The 15,075-nt window shown below is 65.0% G+C and carries 18 protein-coding genes; 6 read left to right on the top strand and 12 right to left on the bottom strand.

All coding sequences use genetic code 11. The annotated features are described in order from the left end of the window. Positions 1–14: 14 nt before the first annotated feature. The 6 genes from KB874_RS13230 to KB874_RS13205 all read right to left on the bottom strand — a co-directional run bounded on the left by KB874_RS13230 (position 15) and on the right by KB874_RS13205 (position 4,738). A complete protein-coding gene (locus KB874_RS13230; RefSeq protein ID WP_249200501.1) occupies positions 15–1,037 on the bottom strand; it encodes an alpha/beta fold hydrolase in 1,023 nt (340 codons plus the stop codon). Then, positions 1,037–1,717 (bottom strand): hypothetical protein, encoded by a 681-nt coding sequence (locus KB874_RS13225; RefSeq protein ID WP_212537028.1) that lies wholly within the window; start codon positions 1,715–1,717, stop codon positions 1,037–1,039. Before KB874_RS13225 ends, KB874_RS13230 begins: the two co-directional genes overlap by 1 nt. Beyond that, entirely contained in the window at positions 1,714–2,592 is an 879-nt protein-coding gene (locus KB874_RS13220; RefSeq protein WP_212537027.1) for an SDR family oxidoreductase, read from the bottom strand. The genes KB874_RS13225 and KB874_RS13220 overlap by 4 nt, the downstream gene beginning before the upstream one ends. 11 nt (positions 2,593–2,603) lie before the next feature. After that, the gene (locus tag KB874_RS13215) at positions 2,604–2,978 is read right to left on the bottom strand and encodes a hypothetical protein (protein ID WP_212537026.1); all 375 of its coding nucleotides are present in this window, start codon (positions 2,976–2,978) and stop codon (positions 2,604–2,606) included. Between the two features lie 261 nt (positions 2,979–3,239). Further along, entirely contained in the window at positions 3,240–3,602 is a 363-nt protein-coding gene (locus tag KB874_RS13210) for a glycine zipper family protein (protein ID WP_212537025.1), read from the bottom strand. 92 nt (positions 3,603–3,694) lie between these two features. Beyond that, positions 3,695–4,738 (bottom strand): GlxA family transcriptional regulator, encoded by a 1,044-nt coding sequence (locus KB874_RS13205; protein ID WP_249200474.1) that lies wholly within the window; start codon positions 4,736–4,738, stop codon positions 3,695–3,697. Between the two features lie 211 nt (positions 4,739–4,949). On the opposite strand from KB874_RS13205, the gene KB874_RS13200 reads away from it, so the two are divergent. From KB874_RS13200 to KB874_RS13175, 6 genes are all read left to right on the top strand, one after another. Beyond that, positions 4,950–5,954, top strand: coding sequence for an AraC family transcriptional regulator (locus tag KB874_RS13200; protein WP_212537024.1), 1,005 nt, complete (start codon positions 4,950–4,952; stop codon positions 5,952–5,954). A 231-nt stretch (positions 5,955–6,185) separates the two neighbouring features. Beyond that, on the top strand, positions 6,186–6,986 hold the full coding sequence (locus KB874_RS13195) for a GNAT family N-acetyltransferase (protein WP_212537023.1): 801 nt from the start codon (positions 6,186–6,188) through the stop codon (positions 6,984–6,986). A 291-nt stretch (positions 6,987–7,277) separates the two neighbouring features. Continuing rightward, a complete protein-coding gene (locus KB874_RS13190; protein WP_212537022.1) occupies positions 7,278–8,105 on the top strand; it encodes an NmrA family NAD(P)-binding protein in 828 nt (275 codons plus the stop codon). Between the two features lie 34 nt (positions 8,106–8,139). After that, positions 8,140–8,550, top strand: a complete 411-nt coding sequence (locus KB874_RS13185; protein ID WP_212537021.1) for a DUF4345 domain-containing protein — start codon at positions 8,140–8,142, stop codon at positions 8,548–8,550. Positions 8,551–8,617: 67 nt separating this feature from the next. After that, entirely contained in the window at positions 8,618–9,127 is a 510-nt protein-coding gene (locus KB874_RS13180) for an anthrone oxygenase family protein (RefSeq protein WP_212537020.1), read from the top strand. 301 nt (positions 9,128–9,428) lie between these two features. Then, a complete protein-coding gene (locus KB874_RS13175; protein ID WP_212537019.1) occupies positions 9,429–9,755 on the top strand; it encodes a D-Ala-D-Ala carboxypeptidase family metallohydrolase in 327 nt (108 codons plus the stop codon). A 126-nt stretch (positions 9,756–9,881) separates the two neighbouring features. On the opposite strand, the gene KB874_RS13170 is transcribed toward KB874_RS13175, so the two are convergent. The 6 genes from KB874_RS13170 to KB874_RS13145 are packed head-to-tail and all read right to left on the bottom strand — an operon-like array spanning position 9,882 to position 15,058. Further along, positions 9,882–10,643, bottom strand: coding sequence for an SDR family NAD(P)-dependent oxidoreductase (locus KB874_RS13170; protein WP_212537018.1), 762 nt, complete (start codon positions 10,641–10,643; stop codon positions 9,882–9,884). Positions 10,644–10,661: 18 nt separating this feature from the next. Then, positions 10,662–11,648, bottom strand: a complete 987-nt coding sequence (locus KB874_RS13165) for an acetamidase/formamidase family protein (protein ID WP_212537017.1) — start codon at positions 11,646–11,648, stop codon at positions 10,662–10,664. 33 nt (positions 11,649–11,681) lie between these two features. After that, entirely contained in the window at positions 11,682–12,395 is a 714-nt protein-coding gene (locus KB874_RS13160) for an ABC transporter ATP-binding protein (RefSeq protein ID WP_212537016.1), read from the bottom strand. Next, on the bottom strand, positions 12,388–13,107 hold the full coding sequence (locus KB874_RS13155) for an ABC transporter ATP-binding protein (RefSeq protein WP_212537015.1): 720 nt from the start codon (positions 13,105–13,107) through the stop codon (positions 12,388–12,390). Before KB874_RS13155 ends, KB874_RS13160 begins: the two co-directional genes overlap by 8 nt. Next, positions 13,104–14,189: an ABC transporter permease subunit gene (locus KB874_RS13150; RefSeq protein ID WP_212537014.1), complete on the bottom strand. Its 1,086-nt coding sequence runs from the start codon at positions 14,187–14,189 to the stop codon at positions 13,104–13,106. The genes KB874_RS13155 and KB874_RS13150 overlap by 4 nt, the downstream gene beginning before the upstream one ends. Beyond that, a complete protein-coding gene (locus KB874_RS13145; protein ID WP_212537013.1) occupies positions 14,186–15,058 on the bottom strand; it encodes an ABC transporter permease subunit in 873 nt (290 codons plus the stop codon). Before KB874_RS13145 ends, KB874_RS13150 begins: the two co-directional genes overlap by 4 nt. Positions 15,059–15,075 lie beyond the last annotated feature (17 nt).

Genomic DNA, 15,075 nt, shown 5'->3' with positions numbered 1-15,075 from the left:
CCTGCGTCGACCCATCAGTGGTGCAAGCCCGCGCCCGGTTGTCTCAGAAAGTCACGAATGGCTGACAGCGCGGCGTGTGGGTTGTCCCACAGCAGGTCGTGGCCCGCTTCTCGCACAACGACCAGATCGGCTTCCGAGAATCGCTCGCGGTGCTGGGCCTGTAGCTCTGCGCCAATCCAGTCATTGCAGGCGCCGGCCATCAGCAGCACGGGCCCGCCGTAGGTTTCGGCGCCACGCGCGATCCGGTCGACATCCGCAGCGTCGACCGCGTCCCAGCTTGCGTTCGCTTGAGCGCCGAAGCGCCATGCCGGCGCATCGTAGCCATCGCCGCAATGATAGGGGTTGTCCGGGTGGCTGGCGAAGGCCCGCACCATGCGCCCGATCAGAAAATCGTCGGGGGCGTATGGATCCGGACCATCGACCTGGGCTGCGCGAAAACCGGTCAGCACGGTCGTGGACACGTAGGACAGTCCAGACATGAATTGCTGAGCCTCATCTTGCCAGAGGTCGCGTCCGACCGCATCGAGATACCCGGGTTCGATCAGGACGGCCCGATCGACATGGGCCGGATCGACGCCCAGATAGGCCACCGCCAGCATCGCCCCCCAAGAATGCCCGATCAAGGTGATGCGCTCGTTCGGAGCGATGTGGTCGATGACAGCGGCCAGTTCCTGAAGATACCCGTCGAGCGTCAGAAAATCCGCCGGAACGCGTTCAGACAAGCCCGCGCCGCGCTGGTCGTAGAATACGACGTGATAAGCGTCCGACAGATCCGCCAAGCCCTGCAACGAGCGGAAATCGCCACCCGGGCCGCCATGCAGAACGATCACGGTCGGGGCGCCCGCCGGGCCGTCGTGGATCCTTAAATGCAGCCGATGGCCCGCAATCTGCGCAGCCGGCAGCGCCGGATCGCCGGTGACGAGTGCCGGGATCGGGTGGTCGCCACGCGTCCCGATCCATAGCGGGACAAACACGCCAAGACCGATCGTCAGCATTGTCAGTGCGGCGATCGAGAGCCACCTGAGCGCAACTCCCATCACGCGACATCTCCGTCACGGGCGCGCCCGCCGGACGCGATAAGCGTGGCTCCGACCGCCACGAACCAGGCGATGGCCCCAAGACCGAACACGGCCCCGGCTGCGTCGCCGAGTGGCTGCACGACAGTGGTCAGTCCTGCCGCGCCGGTCAGAAGACCCAGCACCACCACCGGCCGCGCGAGTGTTCTGCCGATCAAGGCGGCCAGGCTGACGCTGCCGATCCAGACCCCACCCGCGATCTCGTTGCCGCCGCCGAGGCCCAGCTCGACGGCATGCAGCGTCGCCCAGATGTCTGCTGCAGAGGCGGGATCGGCCGGATAGAGATGCGCCGCCCGTTCCACCGCGACGTTGGCGAGCATGCCCGCGCCGAGCACCAGCGTAGCCCAGACAAGGCCGAATCCCCGCGTCACGGCGGCCCAGCCGGGCGTTGCATCGGCCTGCGCCTCCGACAGAGCGACCACGAGGATCACCAGCGCCAGCCCGTTCAGGACGTAGATCGCGCCGTTCCACGCGATCAGAAGACCGGGTCGCGCGTCGATGAAGGCCACCACGGCCACGGGGTCGATGTCGGCGGTGCCATAGCTCAGCGGCGCCAGCACTGTCACCAGCAGGGCGACACCGACAAGGTAGGTTGCGGCGCATGTCAGGACGGCGAGGCCACCAATCCGAATAAGCGTCATTTCCGGCTTCCCTGTTCATTTCGAAACTGGTCGACCGCCGCGAGCCCCCTGAAATGTTCGGCGAGCGAACGGTCGCCATGCGTCTCGCCCACCATGTCGAGCGCCATGGCGGTCAGGAAAAACTGCGCGGGACCATGGACTCTGCGCGGCGTCACCCATGGCAATACGGTCAGCGCAGCCTTTCGAAATACATCCGGCAGATAAGTGATGCGCGGCTCGCGGCCGAGCGCCGCGAAGGCCAGCCGCGCGATCCCGGTCTGCGTCAGCACACCCGGACCGCCGACGTCGAGCCATGCGCGCCCGCCCTGCGTCGCTTCGGCGATCGCGACAGCGAGGTCCGCACCGTGGATCGGGTTGATCCGGGGCGCGCCGGATCCGAACAGCCAGACCCACCCCGACCGAGCCATCGCGAGAAACTCTTCCATATCAGAGAAATACCCGGACGGCGCGATCACCGTGGAGGCCATGGACGAGGCCAGCAGCGCATCGACGAAATCGGCCTTCGCCGCGACCAGCGGCACATGCCGCATCGCCTTCGCGTTCAGGACATGCACATAGGCGAAACGCTGCACGCCGGCGCGCTCCGCCTCGCGCAGGAGGATGAGGTTCGCGCCGTAGTCCACCTCGCGATAGCCGAGCCCGTCGGCCTGACGCGTGATGCCGAGCGCCGAAACGGTTAGGTCGATGCCTTCCATGACACCGGCGATCTCATCGGGGCGAGTGGCTTCGGCCTCGACAAGCGTATCGGCCGCCAGGTCGCCGGCAGGCGCATGGCGTCGCACGAGCGCCGTCACGTGCCAGCCGCGACGCCTGTATTCCGCGCAGAGGTAGCGCCCGAGATACCCGGTAGCCCCGGCGATGAAGACCCTTTGCATGATGCTTCCTTTCAGCGTAGCGCAACGCCGATCGCGGCGGCGCTCATTGCAAGCAGGACCGGGGTCCAGAGCAGACGCTCGGGCCGGGACGGGCTGACGCCGTTTGCTATCGTCGACAGGACGGTCAGCGCGAGCGCCAGCCAGAACGCTGGCGTGGGAAGGTCGAAGTCCAGCACGGCGCCCCGGTCCAAAATGGCAATGGCCATGCCAACGAGCAGCGCTGCCTGCACCAGCGCCAGCAGGCGCCAAAGGGGCGGCAAGCGCTCGGGAAAACGCCCGCCCACGGTGAAGCGGCCCAGAGGTGCCCCAACCGCGAGCCCGAGATGCATCGCGACCGGCAGCATGGCGAGGGCGGCATAGAATGCGGCGACGGTTTGCGAGGTCATGGCTGTGCTCCCGGACAATTGTCGGGCGGCGGTCAGATCCGGGTGCCGAACGGGGTGCGGAAAACGGGAAGGTGCTCCAACGGGGGAAGGCCGATATCGCGCCTGAGCCGGTCCGAGGTCGGGATCTGTTCGGAAAGGGTATGTGGCGATTGCCGCCGCAAGACGACTCTGAAGAAAGATATCACCCCGCTAAGACTAAGCGGGCGGCGCATAACCAATGACGACATGGATGAAGACTCCTGCGATGAAAGGAAATGGTTTTCAGCCGACAATGCGATGTCCGCGACCGCGCAGGCACTCGACAACGATGGCCTCGCGCCGGTCGCTTGCATGCACCGCGCCAGCGATGCCACCTGCCAGGGCGCCGGCGATGGCGCCGCCGGCTGCGTCCGCCCCGTCGTCGGCCGCGCCCAGCAAAGCGCCCGCGCCGGCGCCGAGAACGGTTGCGCCGGCGGTTTCTTGGTCGAACTGCCTTTGATCCCGGGCCAGCATCTGGCAGGCGGCAAGGTCGCTCTGGAAGGCCGGTGCGGTTGGCCCGTCGAGGATTGGTGTGTAATTGGCGCCGCTGTCGGCGCAGGCGGCAAGACAGCCAGCGGTCAAGAGAAGGAAGACGGAGGGCTTCATCGGGAAGTATCCTTGAGGTCAGAAAAGAGGATCCAGCGCCCGGAGACGGTCCGGGCGGGATGCGGGTTCGGTGAAATGGACGTGATCGTGGCCTAGCTGGGGCCGTCGCGGATCTGATCTCCGCCGACCTGGGCACCGCGGAAGCGGTCCCGATACTCGGACGCAGAGACGCCCAGATGGCGCTGGAACGCGCGGCGCATGCGCTCCGCATTCTGGAAACCAACCTCGCCGGCAATTTGCTCGATGCCCTGAGGCCGTGTCTCCAGCGCGACCCGCGCGGCCTGCACCCGTGCCGTTTCGACATAGGCCGCAGGCGTCAGGCCGGTTTCGTCCTTGAACCTTCGGGCAAACGTACGCTCGGACAGGCCAGCGCGCGCGGCCAGCGCGGTTACGGTCAGGGCTTCGCCGGGATGGGCGAGGATATGCGCCAGCGTGGCGTTGATCGCGGGGTCCTCGGCGGCCTGCGCCACCAGATGCGCGCTGAACTGCGACTGCCCGCCGGGGCGCATCATGTACATCACGTTGTATCGCGCCACCTGCAGCGCCACGTCATGGCCCCAGTCCATCTCGACCAGTGCAAGCGCAAGGTCCATGCCGGCCGTCACGCCCGCCGAGGTCCAGATGTTCCCGTCCCGCACGAAGATCGCGTCGCGCTCGACCCGGACCTTCGGGTAGCGACTTTCGAGGATCGGGCACCACCACCAGTGGGTGGTGGCGCGCCGCCCTTCAAGCAGACCAAGCTCGGCAAGAATGATCGCGCCGGTGCAGATCGACACAACCCGGCGCGCCCGCTTCGCCGCGTGCCGCACGAAAGTCAGAAGGGCCTTGTCCTCCAGTGCCGCCATCGTACCGTGGCCGCCGCTGACAATCAGCGTGTCGATAGGGGCGGTGTCTTCCATCGCCTGTGAAAAGCCGAGATCGGCCGTGAGACTCAGGCCCGAAGTGGTCCGGACCGGCCCGGCCTGCGCGGCTACGAGTTCGACATCGTATGGTGCGGGTCCTTCTGGCAGGAAGTACTTCGCGCCGGTCAACACCTCCAGCGGGCCCACCACGTCGAGGATATGGGCATGCGGATAGGTCACCATGACCACGCTGCGCCCACGTTCCTCTGTCCGATATGCCGTCTTGTGTTCCATGGTCGGACACTACGCCGAACCGCTCCCTGACCGTTAGGACAAAGACCCCTCTATTTCTGCCAATCAGAAATGCGGCCAATTGGACGTGCGCCTCCGGATCATCGCCATGTTTCACGCGTCCGAGGCCGATGGCTCTACCGATGCCACCGCCGGATCGGCCGGCGCGACCAACCTACTTTGCGTCTGCCGGTTCTCCGAATAGGCTGATCACATGGGCTATGTCACTTCCCTCTTCGCGCGCAAGATGGTCACCGCCGCTGGCGATACCATTGACGGTGCGGCGCACCTGCGGGACGTGGGCATCGACCCCGATGCTCCCTGGGATCCGAAGGCGATGATCCCGGCCGCCACCTACTATGACATGCTTGAACGGATCGCGGCCGAGGTCGATGTCACCGATCTGCCGGTGCGCACCGGGGCCTCCATGCGGCTTGACGAATACGGCGCGCTGGGTCTCGCCTTCAAGGCGGCGACGACGCTGGGCGCTTCCTATGCGCGGGTGGAACGCTATGCCCGGCTCTGGACCAGCGTGGTGGAATACGAGTTGCGCAGCGATGCGCACGGCACCCTGTTCGTCCTGCACCGCCCCGGCGAGCGGCGCCTGGGCATGCGGCTGTCGAACGAGGCGACACTGGCCGGTGCCGTCTCGATCGCCCGGCAGGTCAGCCCGGTCCCGGTCGTGCCCCTCGAGGTGCTGGTCCGGCATCCGGCCCCGGCGACGATTGCCGCCCACGAAAAATGGTTCGGCTGTCCGGTCCGGTTCGGGGCGGAACTCGACGGCATCCTGTTCTCGCGCGAGACGCTGGCACAGCCGAATATCCTTGGGGACGTGGGGATATCCCGCTACCTCGTGTCCCAGTTGGACAAGGAATTGTCCGAGATCGCCGACGAGCCCTCCCTCGTCGCCCAGACGAAGAGTGCCATCGCGCAGGCGCTCAGCGAGGGCACACCGAAGATGGCGGAAATCGCGCGCGATCTCGGGCTCAGTGCGCGATCGTTCCACCGCCGGCTCTCGGAACACGGGATGAGCTTCCAGACCCTGACCGAGGAAACCAGGCGCGACCTTGCGGAGGGGCTCCTGCGCGATAATGGCCATTCCCTCGCCGAAATCGCCTTTCTGACCGGGTTTGCCGAGCAGAGCTCTTTCACCCGCGCGTTCAAGCGCTGGGTCGGCGTGACACCGGCAAGCTACCGGAAGAGGCACGCCAGGCTGTGAAGCACCACGGCAGGCACCCGTTCACCAAAGGTTGGGCCAATTTAGGCTGTGCTGACGAAGGGGCCGCTTGCCCCAATGTCGCCAATGTCGCCAATGTCTACTGGGGACAACCCGGCCAAGGAACCCGGAACTCGATGCTTCCGTTTGATAACGAAGACTTCAACGACTTGCACATCAAGCAAAGCCACGTTCTTTGCGTCTGTGCACATCCTGGAGACATGGAGGCACAATATGACACGAATTGCCTCGTTTGCCGGATCAGGCTTTGACGTGGATGCTCTGCATTGCGCCATGCTTGACGCGTTTTCCGACTACATCGTTCCGTTGCAGCCGGATGCAGACACGTTCAGGGCGGCGCTGAGTTCAAGAGGTTTTGACCCCGAGGCGTCCTTTGTCGCCATCGACGGTGAGGAGGTCATCGGATTCTGGAACGTCGCGACGCGGAACACCGAACGGTATCTGATCGGCAGCGGAACGCGGATCGGCCACAGGGGCCGGGGCGTGGCGGCCGGTTTGGGCATGGCGGCGATCCGTGCGGCGGAGACGGCCGGAACCGAGCGCTTTTGGCTCGAGGTCATCGAAGGAAACGCGGCCGCCGAGGGTCTCTATCGGAAGCTGGGATTCGAGATGACCCGAAAGCTTGACTGCTATCGGCTTGATCATCCATCGCCTGAGCGGTCCTCATGCAAACCGTCGGATTTCGCCACCGTTGCGCATGCCATTCAGAGCCATGGGACCTGGGAGCCGACCTGGCAGAACGCCACCGAAACCATTTCCGGCGTAGATCTGACCTGCTTCCTGCATGAAAAAGGCGGAGCGATCATCGGCGCAGGTGGCCTCGTGCATCAGATTGCTGCCAGCGAAGCCTCGGCCCTCGAAGACCTTCTTGCCGTGGCAGCCACGGTCGGCTCGCTGACATTGGTCAATGTCGATTCCGGTGACAGCACCTTGTGTTCCCTGCTCAAGGAGCTTGGAGCTCATCGCTTCATCGTTCAGTCTGAAATGTGCCTGTCGTTGCCAAACGTCTCCTAGCGGTCGTTCGAGCCCTGCGCAGCATGGCGACAAAGGGCTCGAAGCGATCATGCGGCAGCGCGTCGAGCACCTTTCGGTTCGGGCTCGCCAAGCTTCGCCAACGGCACGGAGGAGACCTTCGCCGCATTCGCCAAGTTGACCTATCAGATCGCGGGCAGGCTGACGCGACACACGCGCGGGCCGCTGACGGCGACTGGCAGCATAGGTCAAAACGCTGGCGATCCCGGTCAATACCGAGCCTGCGGCGGTCGCCTATCCCTTGGTCGTCAACTCGAACCAAGGGAGAGACCCATGCAAGACCAACCCATCCTCGTAATCGGCGCCACCGGCAAGACCGGCGTGCGTGTTGCCGCAAAGCTGGAGGCTAAAGGCCTTCCCGTCCGTCGCGGATCGCGCAACTCGGCCACGCCCTTCGATTGGGAGGCGCCCGAAACCTGGGCCCCGGCCCTGACCGGCGCCCGCGCGGCCTATGTCACCTATTTCCCCGATCTCGCCTTCCCCGGCGCGGTCGAGAAGCTCGAGTCGCTCGTCGAGACGGCGCAGGATGTCGGCGTCGAACACCTCGTCCTGCTCTCCGGACGCGGCGAGCACCATGCCCGGCTGGGCGAAGAGGTCGTGCGCAACTCGGGCGTGAACTTCACCATCGTCCGCGCCGCCTGGTTCGCGCAGAACTTCTCCGAAGGCTACCTGCGTGACCCGGTTCTGGCCGGCGTCCTGCCGATGCCTGGCGGCGACATCGCGGAGCCGATCATCGACATCGACGACATCGCCGACGTGGCGGTCGCGGCGCTGACGGAGGAGGGCCACAGGGGCAAGCTCTACGAAGTGACCGGGCCGCGCCTGATGACCTTCGCAGAAATGGCAGATGTGCTGAGCCAGGCCACCGGCCGACCGATCCGGCACATCCCTATCAGCTTCGAGGACTTCCACGCGAATGTCGCGGCCGCGGGCGGCGATTTCGTGGCCGATGTCTTCACCGCCATCGCCCGCGAGACGCTGGATGGCCGCAACGCCCACACGACGGATGGTGTCGTGCAGGCCCTCGGCCGTCCACCACGCGATTTCACCGACTTCGCCCGCTCAGCCGCCAGCGCAGACGCATGGCCGACCGCAGCCTGATCGGCGGATCCACCGTCACCGGAAAGGACATCCCATGACATCCATTCAAAAACTGGCGCTCGGCGTGGCCGGGATCACCGCGCTCGGCATCGGCGCGTTCATCCTCACCGCTCCACACACGTTCTACGCAAGCTACGGAATCGCGCTCGGGTCCGATCCCAGCCTGCTGAGCGAGCTGCGCGCCCCAGGCGCCGGGCTTGCCGCCTTCGGAGTCTTGATGCTGGCCGGCATGGTCAGCACAGCCCTGCGGCACGTCGCGGTGATGGCCGCGCTGACCGTCTACCTCGCCTTCCCGGCGGGGCGTGTGGTGGGCCTTGCCATCGACGGCCTGCCGTCGAGTGGCATCCTCAGTGCGCTCATCCTGGAACTGGGCATCGCCGCGCTTTGTCTCATTGCCTTCCGACCCGGCGCCCGGCCCCTTGCCACTGGTCTCGCGGCGCGCTGACTGCACTCGGATGCGGCGGAACGGTCAAGGCTCCCGCCGCATCCTTCTCAATCGAAGGAGCCAACCGATGTCACCTGTCATCTTCTTCCTGCTGCAATTCGCCATCCTCGCCTATGCGCTGGTCGCGGGCGTCTTCCTTGCCTTCTCGGACTTCATCATGCGCTCGCTCGCGTTGACCGGCCGCACCGGAGGCGTCGAGGCCATGCAGAATATCAACCGCGAGGTCTTCCGCTGGATCTTCATGGCGCTGTTCCTCAGTATGGTCGGTATGTCGATCCTCATCGCCGGATACGCCTGGTTCGGGCTCGGTGGTCCGGCAGGAGCGCTGATCATGCTTGCAGCAATGGTCTATCTTGTCGGCTGCTTCGGCGTCACGGTCGTCTTCAACGTGCCGATGAACGAGGCGCTCGCCGGGATGGACCTGTCCGAGGAAGCCACCCGGGCCTATTGGACCGGCACCTACCTGCCGCGCTGGACCTTCTGGAACTCGGTACGAACCGGGGCGGCCACACTTGCTGCCGCATTGCTTCTCCTCGGGCTGTTCTGGTTGCCGCAGACTGATGCGTGGACCAGTTGACACGTCCAGGGCTGCCAAGGGAAGACGGCCGGTTCCAAAGACCGCCAGGAGCGACAGGCAAAAGACCCGACGGGTCTGCACGACATGATCCGCCGGGTTCTCTGGCTTCTGGCAGTCGCAAAGCGGGGTCTGCTTTTCCAGGTTGGAGATGCAGGGGACGACACGGTGATGCGGGAACAGGCGTGGGAGTGTCGATCGGAGAGCCATCAACAGAGCTTCGCCGTGTCCGGTTTCAGACAGCAACGCGGGGATCTGCGCCGAGCACCCGCGAGGGACCGTAAACTCATTTCTGGAGGACACCATGACCACAACCTTTTACGAACATTGGCGGAAAGCGCCGGAGGGCGCATGGTGCTGCCCGAACTTCAGCCCGACAGAGTTCGCCTGCCAGGGCACCGGCAAGCTACTCGTCAAAGAACCCGCGCTCGACAAGCGGCAGGCGCTGCGCCACCGACTGGGTTTACCCCTGATCGTCCGGTCGGCCTATCGAAGCCCCGAGCACAACCGTGCCGTCGGCGGCGAAACGCGGTCCAAGCATGTGGACGGCGCGGCCTCCGAAGTCGCTATGGACGACCACGACCCGGTGGCCTTCGAAGCCGTGGCGCGGGAGTGGGGTAAAGGCGTTTAGGAGAGACTATTGCCGCGGGATATCGTCAGTGGGAGAGTCACATCGATCACACAAGAAATGTCCTGCGTGATATTTGCGACGACGCGATGCCGGGTGCTGCCTTGGCGGCGCAACCCGGCATCGACTTCAGAGTTGAACACCCTTCGTCAGCGCACCGTCGATCACGAGGTTGGTCCCAGTTGTGAAGCTGGACGCCGGGCTGGCGAGGAAGACCACGCCGCGGGCGATTTCCTCCGGTTTCGCCATGCGGCCGGTTGGGTTCAACGCAAGTGCCTCTGCATAGAGGTCGGGCATGTTGGTTTCGATGTTCTGCCATATGCCGCCATCGAAATAGGTGTTCCCCGGCGACACGGTATTGGCGCGGATGCCCTGCGCCGCCAGCTTGTATGCCAACCCTTGCGCGTAATGCACGATGGCGGCCTTGAAGGCGCCGTAAGCGGGGCCGGTAAAGTCGATCTCCCGCCCCGAGACAGAGGAGACGAGCGTGATGGAGGCCGCCGTGCTCTTTTCGAGCCAGGGCATGGCGGCGTTCACCAGACGCACTGAATGCATCATGTCGGTGTCGAACCCGGCTTTCCAGGCGGCCTCGTCATCGGCCACGGCCAGGGCCGAGACGTTGCCGATCACGATGTCGATGCCGCCAAGCGCCCGGGCCGAGTCGGCCACCCAAGCCTCGAGCGCGTTCTTGTCCGCTACGTCCACCGCCGCGCCAAGGGCGGTGGCTCCGCCGTTCCGCAGCCGCGCCACCGTCGCATCCACATCCGCCGCTGTGCGAGCGCAGATTGACACGGCGGCGCCTTCAGCCGCCAGAATTTCGGCGCAGCGCAGGCCGATGCCCTTGCTGCCGCCGGTAACCAGGGCGCGCAACCCCTTCAGACCCAGATCCATGGTTTCAGCTCCCTGCTATCACTTGAGGTACTTTTTCTCGATCCCGGCGGCGAGGCTGTATTTCGGATCAACCATGTTCCCCAGCCGCACCTTGCCGCACATCGTCAACAACATGTAGGCGTCGGCTTCCGATTGTCCGGTTTCGGCGGCGACCCACCGCACCAATTCGCGATAGGCGATGCGCGCGGCGTCCTCCATCGGGCGGGCCGAGCCGATGAACATCATCTTGTCCTCGGTTTCCAGTTGCGGCCAGCCGTTGCCATGGCCCTTGATAAGGTCGATGTGGATTTCCACCGTCGCCGGGATTTCCAGCGCCACACCGCACAGTTCGCCGTCGCCCTGGATCGCGTGGCAGTCGCCGAGGTAAAGATAACCGCCATCGGTGTTGACCGGCAGGTAGATGATCGACCCCGGCGCCACGTCCGGCACATCCATGTTGCCGCCGTAGTAATCCGGCTGAAGCGACGAGATCGCCTCGATCTGCGGCGCGGTGCCGATAGTGCCGATGAATGGCTCGTAGGGCAGGATCAGCGTGTCGGACCAGTGCACCCCGTCTTCGTCTACGACGATCTTCTTCACTTTCTCAGGCAGCGGCGGGTTCAGCAGCGCCGTGTCTCCCGTCGCAACAAGCCCGCCGAATTCCGTCAGAAGACAGGTGGTGCCCACGGGCTGCGGCCCGCGCGGCGTGATCGAGATGATGCGCACCGCCAGCGCGTCGCCCTTCTGTGCGCCCTTGACGTAGATCGGCCCGGTCTGCGGGTTGAGGAACGGAAAGTTCAGCAGGGACGACGGGTTGTCCACGACTTCGGTGATCGCCCCCTCGAAGGCGTCGTGGGTTTCCACGGTCACGACCGCGCCCGGCTCGACCTCGAGCACGGGAGTGGCATAGGGACCGTAGACGTAATGGAAGGTGCCCTGATCCTCGATCGTGATCTTGTGGCGTGCGCCTTCGACGCCTTTGGCGACGCCCTTTCGCGCCATGATGGATGTGCTCAGCCAAGACATGTTCGTTCTCCTCTTGTGCCGATTTCGGGTTGGTCAGATGGTCAGATATTTGCGGACTTCGTCGCGGGACCGGATTTCGTCAGCGCCAAGTTCCGCGACGATGCGGCCCTTTTCCATCACATGGCCACGGTCGGCGAGCGACACGATCAGGTCAAGGTTCTGTTCGACCAGAAGCACCGACACGCCGGTTTCCGCGTTCAAGGTTCGCACGTTGCGCGCGATGTCCTTGATGATCGAGGGCTGGATGCCTTCCGAGGGTTCGTCCAGCAGCATCAGCGCCGGGTTCCCGATCATCGCGCGGGCGATGGCCAGCTGCTGTTGCTGCCCGCCCGAAAGGGTGCCGGCCCGCTGGCGCGACCGTTCCTTGAGGATCGGAAAGAACCGATAGACCGTGTCGTAATCCGGCGAACCACGCCCGCGCCCCGCCACCTCTCCGACCATCAGGTTCTCGCGGATGGTGAGTTCGGGAAACACCTCCCGCCCCTGCGGGATGTAGCCGATGCCGTTGCGCGCGCGCAGGTCGGCCCCGTCCGCCGTGGCGTCGCGGCCCTGAAAGTGGATCGTCCCGGCGCTGGGTTTCAAAAGCCCTGTCAGCGTGCGCATCAGCGTGCTTTTCCCGACGCCGTTGCGGCCCACGACGGCGACGATTTCACCCCGCGCGATGTTCAGGTCGACCCCCTGCAGCACGGTTTCGCCGCCATAGCCCGACCGCAGGCCCGAAATGGTCAGAAGCGGTTGATCAGGCATCGGCTGTCCCCAGATAAATTTCCTGCACGCCCGGATGGTCGATGATCTCGGCGATTGTGCCGCTCGCAAAGATCGACCCGAAATGCAGCACCGTGACCCGCCGCGCGATCTGTTCAACGAACGCCATGTCGTGTTCGACCGCGAGGATGGTGATGCCGCGACTGTTGAGATCATGCAGCATCTCGCCGGTCTTGCGGGTTTCATCCGGCGACATGCCCGCCGTCGGTTCGTCCAGCAGCAGCAGCTTTGGTTCCACCCCGACAGCCATGGCGATCTCCAGCCATTGCTGCTGACCGTGCGACAAGATGCCTGCAGGCGTTGTCTCGTTGCCACGCAGATCGGTGAAGTCCAGCATCTCGCGGATCGTCGCGCCCAGACTTTGCCCATGCAGGTGGTCCTGAAATGCCACCTCCAGGTTCTGGCGGACCGACAGCGCCTTGAAGATGCCCGGCACCTGGAACTTGACCGAGATGCCGCGCCGGATCCGCTGGAACGATCGCAGCCCGGTGATGTCGCTGCCGTCAAAGGTGATGGTGCCCGCGTCCGGCGCATGTTCGCCCAGCAACAGGCGGAAAAAGCTGGACTTGCCCGCACCGTTCGGCCCGATCAGGCAATGCATCGTCCCGGCGGACAGAGAAAAGTCGATACCGTTGGCGACCACGACGCCGCCAAAGGCCTTTCGCAGGCCCTGTACCTTGAGGATATCGGTCATGATTTTCTGCTCTTGAAGATGCGGCCCAGCAGGGTCATCGCGCCGATGATGAGGCCTTGGGGAGCGACCAGAACCGTCAACAGCAGCAGGGCCCCCATGACGACCAGCGCATACTGGCTGCCGTAGATGGTCAGGGACTGGAACCCGGCCAGCACGACAATCGTGCCGATCAGCGTGGCGGTGATGTCGCGCCGCCCGCCCACCGCCACCCAGACGATGGGCAGCGCAGCCGAGGTCAGCCCCATGCTCGACGGCGTGATGTATTGCCCCCAGGCGGTATAAAGCGCGCCCGACAGCGCGGCAAAGGCGCCGCCGATGGCAAAGGCCAGCGTCTGATAGAGCCGCACGTCATAGCCCAGCATCCCGACACGGTGCGGGTTTTCGCGGATCGCCACCAGCACGTTGCCGAACGGGGAATTCAGCATGATGCGAAGGCCGAGGTAGCAGACCACCACCAGCCCCAGCAGCAGATAATAGAGCGACGGACCGGGATACAGGACGATGTCGCCGCCGATCCACGGCAGCGTCAGCGGTGGCATCCCGGACATGCCGTTGAACCCGTTCAGGCGCGCCTCGCCGATGCGCCACTGCGGTCCGGCAGTCTGCGCCATGAAGGTTTCCAGCACCAGCGTCACCGACAGGGTCACGATGCCGATGAACACGCCCTGAATGCGCCCGTAGAACATGAAATATCCGATTACCAGCGCGAACAGCCCGCCGATGGCCACCGCCAGCACTAGCGCCAGCAGCGTCAGCCCGTAGGCAGCACCCAGGTTCAGGGTGATGACGCCATAAGCATAACCGGCGAGGCCAAAGAATGCGGTCTGACCGAAGCTGAGCGCGCCGGCATAGCCCCAGACCACACCCAGCCCCATCGCCATGAAGGTCCAGATCAGGAAATAGGCCGCGTTACCCACGGTCCAGGCGTCGGCCATCAGCGGATAGGCGGCGGCGGCGGCCACGGCCAGGGCGGCGCCCCCCCAGAAGCCCGGCCCGCGCCCCATGGTCTGTGGCCCTTCGAGCCGGGCCAGAAGGCTGCGGGTGCGGCTACGGCTGAGCGTTGCGCTCTCTGAGACGCTCATCGCGAGGTTCCCTTGAGCCAGCCCGAAAGACCCCCGGGCAAGATGCGGATGACGAGGATGACGGTGACCAACAGGCCGATCTGGCCGAACAGCTGGCCGTACCAGGCGGTCAGCCCCGCCTTGATCAGCGCGAGGATCGCGGCGGCGGGGGCGGCACCCACGAAGATGTCGGCGCCTCCGACCACCACGGTCACGAAACTTTCGACGATGAAGGTCGCACCCATGGTGGGCACCATCGTCATGGTCGGGGCGTACAGCCCACCGGCCAGGCCGGCCAGTGCAGCACCGAGGCCAAAGGTCAGCCCGTACATCCGGCCGGTGTTGACCCCCAGCGCATGGGCCATTTGCGGCTTCTGGATGGTGGCCCGTGCGATCACGCCGAAGCGCGAATGATAGAACAGAAGGTACAGCCCGCCCAGCAGGCCCAGCGCACAAGCCATGAGGACGATGCGATAAAGCGAATAGGATCGACCGCCCACGTCGATGCTGCCCAGCGGGGTGCCGACGCCCTGCATGGTCGATCCCAGCACGATCAGCACGCCCTGCGTCGCGATCAGGCTGATGCCCCAGGTGGCGATGATCGAGTCCAGCGGGCGGTGGTACAGGTGCCGGATCACCAGCCGTTCCACAATCATGCCGACCGCCCCGGCAACCAGCGCGCCGATCAGGATCGCCAGCGGCAATGGCACACCGACGCGCGCCGTGCTAGCCGTCACATAGGCGCCGCACATGATGAATTCGCCATGGGCAAGGTTGATCACCCCCATCATGCCGAAAATCACCGCCAGTCCGGCGCAGGAAATCACCAGAAAGGCGAAGGTGTCGCCGAATTGATAGAGCATGGCAAAGACGCTCTGGAACAGGGCCATCCGCGGATCTCCTGGGG

The organism is Thetidibacter halocola (genome assembly GCF_018224955.1).
In the GTDB taxonomy this organism is placed as follows: Bacteria; Pseudomonadota; Alphaproteobacteria; order Rhodobacterales; family Rhodobacteraceae; genus Thetidibacter; species Thetidibacter halocola.
This window is presented reverse-complemented; position numbering and strand designations above follow the sequence as displayed.

Coding starts and splice junctions, on each gene's coding strand:
- KB874_RS13195 (WP_212537023.1), top strand. CDS start 6,186: ATGACACGAATTGCCTCGTTTGCCGGATCAGGCTTTGACGTGGATGCT.
- KB874_RS13205 (WP_249200474.1), bottom strand. CDS start 4,738: ATGGAACACAAGACGGCATATCGGACAGAGGAACGTGGGCGCAGCGTG.
- KB874_RS13150 (WP_212537014.1), bottom strand. CDS start 14,189: ATGAGCGTCTCAGAGAGCGCAACGCTCAGCCGTAGCCGCACCCGCAGC.
- KB874_RS13175 (WP_212537019.1), top strand. CDS start 9,429: ATGACCACAACCTTTTACGAACATTGGCGGAAAGCGCCGGAGGGCGCA.
- KB874_RS13230 (WP_249200501.1), bottom strand. CDS start 1,037: ATGGGAGTTGCGCTCAGGTGGCTCTCGATCGCCGCACTGACAATGCTG.
- KB874_RS13185 (WP_212537021.1), top strand. CDS start 8,140: ATGACATCCATTCAAAAACTGGCGCTCGGCGTGGCCGGGATCACCGCG.
- KB874_RS13145 (WP_212537013.1), bottom strand. CDS start 15,058: ATGGCCCTGTTCCAGAGCGTCTTTGCCATGCTCTATCAATTCGGCGAC.
- KB874_RS13220 (WP_212537027.1), bottom strand. CDS start 2,592: ATGCAAAGGGTCTTCATCGCCGGGGCTACCGGGTATCTCGGGCGCTAC.
- KB874_RS13225 (WP_212537028.1), bottom strand. CDS start 1,717: ATGACGCTTATTCGGATTGGTGGCCTCGCCGTCCTGACATGCGCCGCA.
- KB874_RS13160 (WP_212537016.1), bottom strand. CDS start 12,395: ATGCCTGATCAACCGCTTCTGACCATTTCGGGCCTGCGGTCGGGCTAT.
- KB874_RS13200 (WP_212537024.1), top strand. CDS start 4,950: ATGGGCTATGTCACTTCCCTCTTCGCGCGCAAGATGGTCACCGCCGCT.
- KB874_RS13180 (WP_212537020.1), top strand. CDS start 8,618: ATGTCACCTGTCATCTTCTTCCTGCTGCAATTCGCCATCCTCGCCTAT.
- KB874_RS13170 (WP_212537018.1), bottom strand. CDS start 10,643: ATGGATCTGGGTCTGAAGGGGTTGCGCGCCCTGGTTACCGGCGGCAGC.
- KB874_RS13210 (WP_212537025.1), bottom strand. CDS start 3,602: ATGAAGCCCTCCGTCTTCCTTCTCTTGACCGCTGGCTGTCTTGCCGCC.
- KB874_RS13165 (WP_212537017.1), bottom strand. CDS start 11,648: ATGTCTTGGCTGAGCACATCCATCATGGCGCGAAAGGGCGTCGCCAAA.
- KB874_RS13215 (WP_212537026.1), bottom strand. CDS start 2,978: ATGACCTCGCAAACCGTCGCCGCATTCTATGCCGCCCTCGCCATGCTG.
- KB874_RS13155 (WP_212537015.1), bottom strand. CDS start 13,107: ATGACCGATATCCTCAAGGTACAGGGCCTGCGAAAGGCCTTTGGCGGC.
- KB874_RS13190 (WP_212537022.1), top strand. CDS start 7,278: ATGCAAGACCAACCCATCCTCGTAATCGGCGCCACCGGCAAGACCGGC.